The sequence below is a fragment of the Acidobacteriota bacterium genome, assembly GCA_026393755.1.
Taxonomy (GTDB): domain Bacteria; phylum Acidobacteriota; class Vicinamibacteria; order Vicinamibacterales; family JAKQTR01; genus JBAXOX01.
On the sequence record JAPKZO010000012.1, the window covers coordinates 38399 to 45439 of the forward strand.

Consider the following 7041-nt stretch of genomic DNA (forward strand, 5'->3'; position numbering starts at 1 on the left):
CGCGGGAATTCTTTCTACCCGTGCACGCCGGGTGCTTCGTGGCCCGTCCGCTCCACGTACTCGACGTACGAACCCGGGTAGAGATGCGGGTGCGTGTCGTGACCGCTCTCGCCGCCCAGTTCGAGCACGCGGTTGCTCAGGCCCCGCAAGAACGTGCGGTCGTGCGAGACGAAGAGCATCGTGCCGTCGAAGTCCTTGAGCGCCTCTACCAGCATCTCCTTGGTCGCCAGGTCCAGGTGGTTGGTAGGCTCGTCGAGGACCAGGAAATTCGGGGGATTGAGCAGCATGCGGGCCATGACGAGCCGGGTCTTCTCCCCGCCCGACAGCGACCGGATCCGCTTGTCGATGTCATCGCCGGAGAACTGGAACGCGCCAGCCAGGTTCCGCAGCGCGCCGATCGACTCCTGCGGAAAGTCCTTCTGCAGCTGCTCGTCGATCGTCAGGTCCGGATCGAGGATGTCGAGCGCGGCCTGCGCAAAATAGCCCATCTTCAGGCTGGCACCCAGGCGGACGGCGCCGGAGTCCGCGTCGAGCACGCCGGCGACCATCTTCAGGAGCGTGGTCTTGCCGGCGCCGTTGCGGCCCATCACCGACCACCGCTCACCGCGTCGAATCGTCATGTTGAGGCCGTCGTAGATCACGTGACGGCCATACGCCTTCGACACGTCTTCCAGCGTGACGACCTGTTCCCCGGAGCGGGGCGGTGTGCGGAAGTCGAAGCGCACGACTTTCCGCTTCTTGGGCAGCGTAATCTTCTCGATCTTGTCAAGGGCCTTCACCCGGCTCTGTACCTGCGCCGCCTTGGCCGCATGCGTCGAGAACCGCTCGATGAAGCGGCGCTCCTTGGCCAGCATCGACTGCTGGCGCGCGTACGCGGCCTCCCGGTTCGCGTCGCGGATGGCCCGCTCGCGCTCGTAGAAGTCGTAGTTGCCCGAGTAGACGGTGATCTCCCCATCGTCAATCTCCGCGATCTTCGTGACGATGCGGTTCATGAATTCCCTGTCGTGCGACGTCATCAGCAGCGCGCCGGCCCTGGACTTCAGGAACGCTTCGAGCCAGATGATCGATTCGATGTCCAGGTGGTTGGTCGGCTCGTCCATCAGCAGGATGTCCGGGTTCCCGAGCAGCACCCGCGCCATCGCCACGCGCATTTTCCATCCGCCGGAGAGCGCCGCGACGTCACCGTCGATGCGGTCGTCCTCGAAGCCCAGGCCATGAAGCACCTCGCGTGCCTGCGCCTCGAGCGCGTAGCCCCCCAGGTGGTCGTACTCTTCCTGGACTTCGCCGAAGCGCGACAGGATGTCTTCCATCCGGTCCGCCTGCGCCGCATCGCCCATCGCGTGCTGCAACGCCTCGAGTTCGTGGTGGAGATCGCCGGCGCGGCCGCTGCCCGCGATGGTTTCGTCAAGCACGGATCGACCGGCCATCTCCTCGACGTCCTGCCGGAAGTAGCCGATCGTCATCCGCTTCGGCACCGTTAGATCGCCCTCATCGGGCGCCTCTTCGCCGACAATCATCCGAAAGAGCGTCGTCTTGCCGGAGCCGTTCGGGCCGACCAGGCCGACCTTTTCGCCGGGGTTGATCTGAAACGAGGCCTCAACAAAGAGAATCTGGCGGCCGTACTGCTTGCTGATGTTCGAAAATGAAATCATGGGGTTCCAGACATTGTGACAGGAATCCCGTCCGTGTCCGGCCAGGCCATTCAAAACAGTGTCGCGCAGGCTCGGCCCCAGTCCGCCCACACACGTTCGTAGTCGGGCGCGGCGCTCATCATCGGCGAGAGCTGGTTGCTCCACGCCTCACGATTCCACTCCCTGAGCGTTTCTGACGTCAACCGAGACCGGTCGGGCTCGATGTGTCTGACCTGGCATTTCCGCTCGAACAGAGCGCGCAACTCCCTGCCGGCGACGGGTTCCGATCGGTGACAGAGGATGAACCACAGGTCGTAGAGGTCGCGAGGGCGGGGCCACTTGTCCTGCTGTTGCAGCAGCGAACGGAGTTTCTCGGCGACGATTTCCTGCAAACTGTACACGATGATGCGGAACGGATCGATCTCGGGATACGGCGATTCCACCGCGCGAATCTCTGGCGGCGTCAGCACCGGCTCATCGAATGTGAGATGAACCCGGACCGCTGGCAGGGCCTGCCTGCGTACGGTCCCGCGCGAATAGTGGAGGGGAATCTCCAGTTGTTCCTGCCCGGACGAATGCACCGCCGTCCGCACGTCAATGGCGACGCCAGTCGCATCGTGTACGAGCCCGGCGGTCCTTTCGAGGAGCGCCACCGCGCCCGCGAGATGACTATCGCCGTCGGGCCGACACGAAAAGTCGATATCCTCTGAAAACCGGTAGCCCGCGTAGTAGCAGTGGCGCAGGCAGGTTCCCCCCTTGAACGTCCACCCCGCGTTCAGAAGCCCTGCCTTTCCAAGCCCAGACAGCACGCATAGAATGACGTAGTCCTTCTCGACCTGGTCGAAGCGCAGTCCCTCACGCTGGGCGGCCGCGTGCAATTCGGCCGTCGTGATCACCGGTTCATCCTGACGTTGACAAGGAGTCCCCACCGTCGATTGTGGATGCCCTTCGGCGGAAGCGTCGGGTCGAGACACGGGTACCCCGTCGCGAGTGTCGCCGTCTCCCGCAGCGCCTCCACGTCGCCGACGCCCAGCGTCTCCATCAGGAACCCGAGCCGTTTGGCCACCGCCGAATTGCCAATCCGTGTGACGTACTCCCGCAGGCGCGCCTCGTCGAGTTGATGCCACGACGTTCGCAGAGCCTCGGTCACAATGCCGAGCCCGCCAACATTTCTGGGCAAGTCGAGTGCGTCGACAATCGTCTTCTCCCGATCGGTGACGAAGAAGGGCCGCTCGTCGATCCACGCCTTCACGAGGCCGAAGAATCGTGGCTTCCGGAGCGAGACGACTCGGAACGTGAAGCCGAGTGCTCGCCGTTCCGGCCGAGCGGTCCGGTGATCGGTCGCGACAAACACGGTGCGAGGCAGCTGGTCGGTAAAGCCGTGGTGGCTCATCGCAGAGAAGTACGCGATGGCGGCAGGAGTCACCAATTCCATCGCGACAAGGAACTCGTGGATCTGAGGATTCCTGGATGAAGACGACAACGGAATGGCCGCGAACCGACCGGGCTTGATCCGCTGGACCCAGCCTTTACGCTGGAGGCGATCGACGAATTGCCGAACCTGATCCACGCGATGCGCGTCGAGCAGCCTGCGGCCATCCGCTAGTGAGAAGCTTGGCAAACGGCCGGCCTGTGTCAGGAATCGTGCTTCTTCCCGCCCCAGAGTTCCTCGTATGATAGTTCGTTCAGTGTTTGTCATCTGAGCAGCCTACATATGATGAACAAACTATATCATTAGTGCTGTGCGAATTGAGACTATCGCTCGCGGGGCAATGCCACCTCCGGAGTCAGGCCCAGGCGGCGGGCACGGCGTACGAACCTGCGGTCGTCGAAGCTCACGAAGCGTGTGCAGGCGCCACTACAGGTCCAGTGCAGCGCATCGGCGAAGTCGAGCCCGCGGCGGTGCAGATCCAACGCGTCTTTCACGGCTTCCCAGCGTTCAACCGTGACGTGCGGCATGCCCAGCAGATGCTCGACCACTCGGCAGAAGGACGATGAACCGGTCTGGTAGAACCCGCGCATCACCCACTCGAACTCGAGCACGACCGTCAGAGGCACGAACACCGCCGGGGATTCGAGCATCACGCGACGCGCCAGCGGCCGCTGGCGCGCCGCCTCGGGGTCGTCTGGATCGTCGCAGTAGAAGCGAGCGAGGACGTTCGTGTCGACGGCGATCATGCCTTGCTCCGACTACTGCCGAGCAGGACAGCCGGATCGAACGTTGACAGCCGGCGCGGTTCGCGACCGGGAGCTCTCGGCTCGACCTTGACCATGCCGAACCCGGCCGCCGGTTCGGAGGGGACCACCCGCCGCCGGATCACCAGCCGGATGGCGCCGCCTTCATCGACAAACTCCACCTGGGTACCGGGCGTCAATTCGTAGCGCGCCCGGATCTCAGCCGGAATGATGACTTGACCCTTTTCGGTGAGCGTCGCCGCTGCCATCACGTTCCTCCCCACGTCAGAGTGACCGTGCACAGGATATCACGAAGCTTACATCGTAAGCGACTTATTGACCGTCCGGGAGCTTGCGGGAAGCGTGAAACAGGCACGACGGCTGCGGACAACGCCCATGACGTGGGCCGCCTGCGGCCGCGTCCGGAACGTTCACGGCCCGGTGAGTGGATTGGTGTACAGCAGTCCAGGGAAGCGTCCGTAGTCGTTGTCGGTGGAGCACACGGTCGCGCCACGTTCGATCGCCATCGCGGCCAGATGCGCGTCCGAGGTGAGGTTGCCCGCGGTGCCCGAGGCCAGGATCAGCCCGCGGAACAGCGGCCAGAAGTGCGGGCCAGGCGTCACCAGTTCGACGTTCGGCTGCGCCAGCCACGAGTCCACATACCCGATCGCGGCTGCCAGCGTCAGCGTGCGGGCCAAAATGCCCTCCCGCGTGGTGATGCGGAGAAACGCCAGCAGCACGATCCACGCGAGCCCCACCCGATCGGTGCCCGACAGCGTCTCTTCCAACCAGGCCTTCGCCACGCCGTGGTGATGCGAGTCCGCATCAATGGCGTAGATCAGGAGATTCGCATCGATCAGGATCACTTGCGCAGCTCCAGCTTTCGGGCGATCTCGGCGTCTTCGAGCGCAGCGGCGAGCTGCAGGGCCTTGTCGAGGTCGATGCCGGGACGTACACCTCCGAGGTGCTGCGCCTTCAGGCGATAGCGACGCCGGCGCGGCTGTCGAGCGACGGACAGCCCGGCGCGAAGGGTCTCGTTGACGACGTCCTTGAACGAGCGGGTGCTGTCGTGCGCCCGTTGCCGCAATGCCCGGGCCAGATCGGGCTCAAGGGTGAGGGTGGTCCGTTCCATGCAGGCATCATAGCACGCCAATAAGACGCATCAACGCATCATATGGGCCGCCCTTCTGCCGCAGGGAGGATGTCCCACGCGACCACGTCAACCACGACGACAATCGGAACTGTCGCTCGAGTTAGGCCTTTTCGTCTTCCTCCCGTTTGCGCGCGGTGATGTCGCTCAGCACGACCCGGCCCACGCGCACGCCGCTGGCATCCCGCGCGCTGGTCGCCGTCAGATGCACCCAGAATGCGGTTCCGTCCATCTTCACCATCCGCAGGTCGTACGCCTGTGGCTCATCAGCCTCGAGGATCTGTTTGTGGTGCAGGTAGTAGAGGTCCTGGTCCGCTTTGAAGATAAACCGGCTGAACGGCTTCTTCTGTAGCGCGTTCCGGGTCATGCCCAACAGCGTGGCGGCCATGAGGTTGGCTTCCAGGATCAGCCCCTGTTCGCTGAGGGTGCAGTAGCCGACTGGCGCCAGATCGTACAGTTCGAAATAGCGCGCCCGAGCGGCTTCCAGTTCCACCTGCGTGCGGCGCGGAGCTGCACAGCGACGTTCCAGCCGGTGGTCGGCGTGCCCCACATGTGGGTCGACATCCCCAGTGCCGGCGCGCACGTCCAGCCGCTCACGATTGCCGGCTGGGCGATCGACCAGGCCGCGGCGACGGGAACCGGCGTGGACACGGTGCACGTCTGGGCGTATCCGAATCCGGGCTCGGGCACGCCGCCGATCTTCCTCGGGGCGGCGACGTATGGCGGCGACCGCCCTGACATTGCGGCGGCATTTGGGGAGACGCGCTTCCGGTATTCGAGCTTCACGCGGGTGGCCACGGGCTTGGCGCCCAACACCTATCAGATCGTGGTCTTCGCGCACAGTACCTTCACGGGCACGTTCAATCTGGCCCAGACCGTCGACATTCAGATCCCGACCACCAACCCAGCGATGTCCATTGACATCCCTGGCAACAACGCGCAGGTTGGGGCGACATTCACGATCGCCGGCTGGGCGATCGACCGGAACGCACCGAGCGGCGTGGGGGTGGATGTGCTGCACGTTTATGCGTATCTCAATGGTGGCGGCACCCCGACCTTCCTCGGGGCGGCGCCCACCGGCGGCGTGCGGCCGGACATTGGGGCCTACTTTGGCAGTCAGTTCACCAACAGCGGCTGGGGACTCACCGCGACGGGGTTGTCGCCGGGCACGTATATGCTGGTCGTCTTTCCGCACGACACGATCACCGGCGCCTTCACGGGGGCCAGCACGGTCTGGGTCACGGTGAGCGGCGGGCTGTCGGCGGCGTTGGGGCCGAGCGGCGGCGCCCGGCCGACGGGAGGCGCGCGTCCGCTCTGGCCCGACCGGCCCGCGTGGCCGTGGTGGCTGGTGGCCGCGCTGGTTGGCCTGACGCTCACGGGCCTGCGCCTCGTCCTGGGTCAGGGTCGGACCGTCGGAGGTCGGATGCCTGCACGACAGACGTGGACCGTCCTGATCCTCGCGTCGCTGCTCGGCGTGACGGGCGTACGCGCCCAGGAGGTCGCGCCTGCGCCCCCGTCGTCGGCGCTGCAGGCCGTGCATGAACTACTTTCGCTGAGTTATCCCGAACTGCGCGCGTCGGGGCTGGAACTCCGGGCGGTGCCGACGCCGGACGGGGTGGTGATGGAGTTTGCGGAACGGGGCCCGGCGGTGGCGGACCTGGTGGCGCGCACGGCGCCGCGGCCCGCGCAACTGACGGCGACGGTGACGCTGGATGGGGCGGGACGGGTGCGGCACGTGGTGTGTCGCGGGGCGTGGACGGGGCTGGAGCGGAGTCGTGCCGTGATCGGGACGTCGCGCGAGGGGGTCGCGACACGGCTGGCCGCCGCGCAGGCGCGGTTCGGCGGCGGACAGGACGAGGCGGTCAAGACGGAGGCGCGGCGTCTGCTCCGGCTGCACGGCGTAACCGGCGCCCGGATTGATACGGCCGCGCTTGAGGACGTCGGTGACCATGTGGTCTGGGTGACGCACGGCGCCACGGAGGCCGGCGCGGCGGTGGCCGTTCATCTGGAGCCGCTGACGGGTAAACTGCTGGCGTGGCACGTGGGAGGTGAGCGATGAACCGCCGACCACTCGCAGCGACAACG

9 protein-coding genes are annotated in these 7041 nt (G+C 65.6%); 1 reads left to right on the top strand and 8 read right to left on the bottom strand.

Annotation, left to right across the window (positions count from 1 at the left end; translation table 11 throughout):
- Positions 1 to 14: 14 nt before the first annotated feature.
- From NTV05_04960 to NTV05_04995, 8 genes are all read right to left on the bottom strand, one after another.
- Entirely contained in the window at positions 15 to 1652 is a 1638-nt protein-coding gene (locus tag NTV05_04960) for an ABC-F family ATP-binding cassette domain-containing protein (GenBank protein ID MCX6543747.1), read from the bottom strand.
- Between the two features lie 50 nt (positions 1653 to 1702).
- Positions 1703 to 2527, bottom strand: coding sequence for a nucleotidyl transferase AbiEii/AbiGii toxin family protein (locus NTV05_04965; GenBank protein ID MCX6543748.1), 825 nt, complete (start codon positions 2525 to 2527; stop codon positions 1703 to 1705).
- The gene (locus NTV05_04970) at positions 2524 to 3201 is read right to left on the bottom strand and encodes a hypothetical protein (protein ID MCX6543749.1); all 678 of its coding nucleotides are present in this window, start codon (positions 3199 to 3201) and stop codon (positions 2524 to 2526) included. Before NTV05_04970 ends, NTV05_04965 begins: the two co-directional genes overlap by 4 nt.
- A gap of 185 nt (positions 3202 to 3386) precedes the next feature.
- Positions 3387 to 3809, bottom strand: a complete 423-nt coding sequence (locus NTV05_04975) for a type II toxin-antitoxin system VapC family toxin (GenBank protein ID MCX6543750.1) — start codon at positions 3807 to 3809, stop codon at positions 3387 to 3389.
- Entirely contained in the window at positions 3806 to 4075 is a 270-nt protein-coding gene (locus NTV05_04980) for an AbrB/MazE/SpoVT family DNA-binding domain-containing protein (protein ID MCX6543751.1), read from the bottom strand. Before NTV05_04980 ends, NTV05_04975 begins: the two co-directional genes overlap by 4 nt.
- A gap of 162 nt (positions 4076 to 4237) precedes the next feature.
- Complete coding sequence (locus NTV05_04985) at positions 4238 to 4672, bottom strand: type II toxin-antitoxin system VapC family toxin (protein ID MCX6543752.1); 435 nt, start codon at positions 4670 to 4672, stop codon at positions 4238 to 4240.
- On the bottom strand, positions 4669 to 4938 hold the full coding sequence (locus tag NTV05_04990; GenBank protein ID MCX6543753.1) for a DUF2191 domain-containing protein: 270 nt from the start codon (positions 4936 to 4938) through the stop codon (positions 4669 to 4671). Before NTV05_04990 ends, NTV05_04985 begins: the two co-directional genes overlap by 4 nt.
- A gap of 121 nt (positions 4939 to 5059) precedes the next feature.
- Entirely contained in the window at positions 5060 to 5506 is a 447-nt protein-coding gene (locus NTV05_04995) for a PAS domain-containing protein (protein ID MCX6543754.1), read from the bottom strand.
- Here NTV05_04995 and NTV05_05000 point away from each other — a divergent pair.
- Entirely contained in the window at positions 5498 to 7015 is a 1518-nt protein-coding gene (locus tag NTV05_05000; protein MCX6543755.1) for a hypothetical protein, read from the top strand. The two genes, NTV05_04995 and NTV05_05000, sit on opposite strands and share 9 nt — an antisense overlap.
- Positions 7016 to 7041: the final 26 nt, after the last annotated feature.

Bases quoted from the DNA above. Each gene is read 5' to 3' on its own strand.
- NTV05_04960 (MCX6543747.1), bottom strand. From the start codon at position 1,652: ATGATTTCATTTTCGAACATCAGCAAGCAGTACGGCCGCCAGATTCTC.
- NTV05_04975 (MCX6543750.1), bottom strand. From the start codon at position 3,809: ATGATCGCCGTCGACACGAACGTCCTCGCTCGCTTCTACTGCGACGAT.
- NTV05_04980 (MCX6543751.1), bottom strand. From the start codon at position 4,075: ATGGCAGCGGCGACGCTCACCGAAAAGGGTCAAGTCATCATTCCGGCT.
- NTV05_04990 (MCX6543753.1), bottom strand. From the start codon at position 4,938: ATGGAACGGACCACCCTCACCCTTGAGCCCGATCTGGCCCGGGCATTG.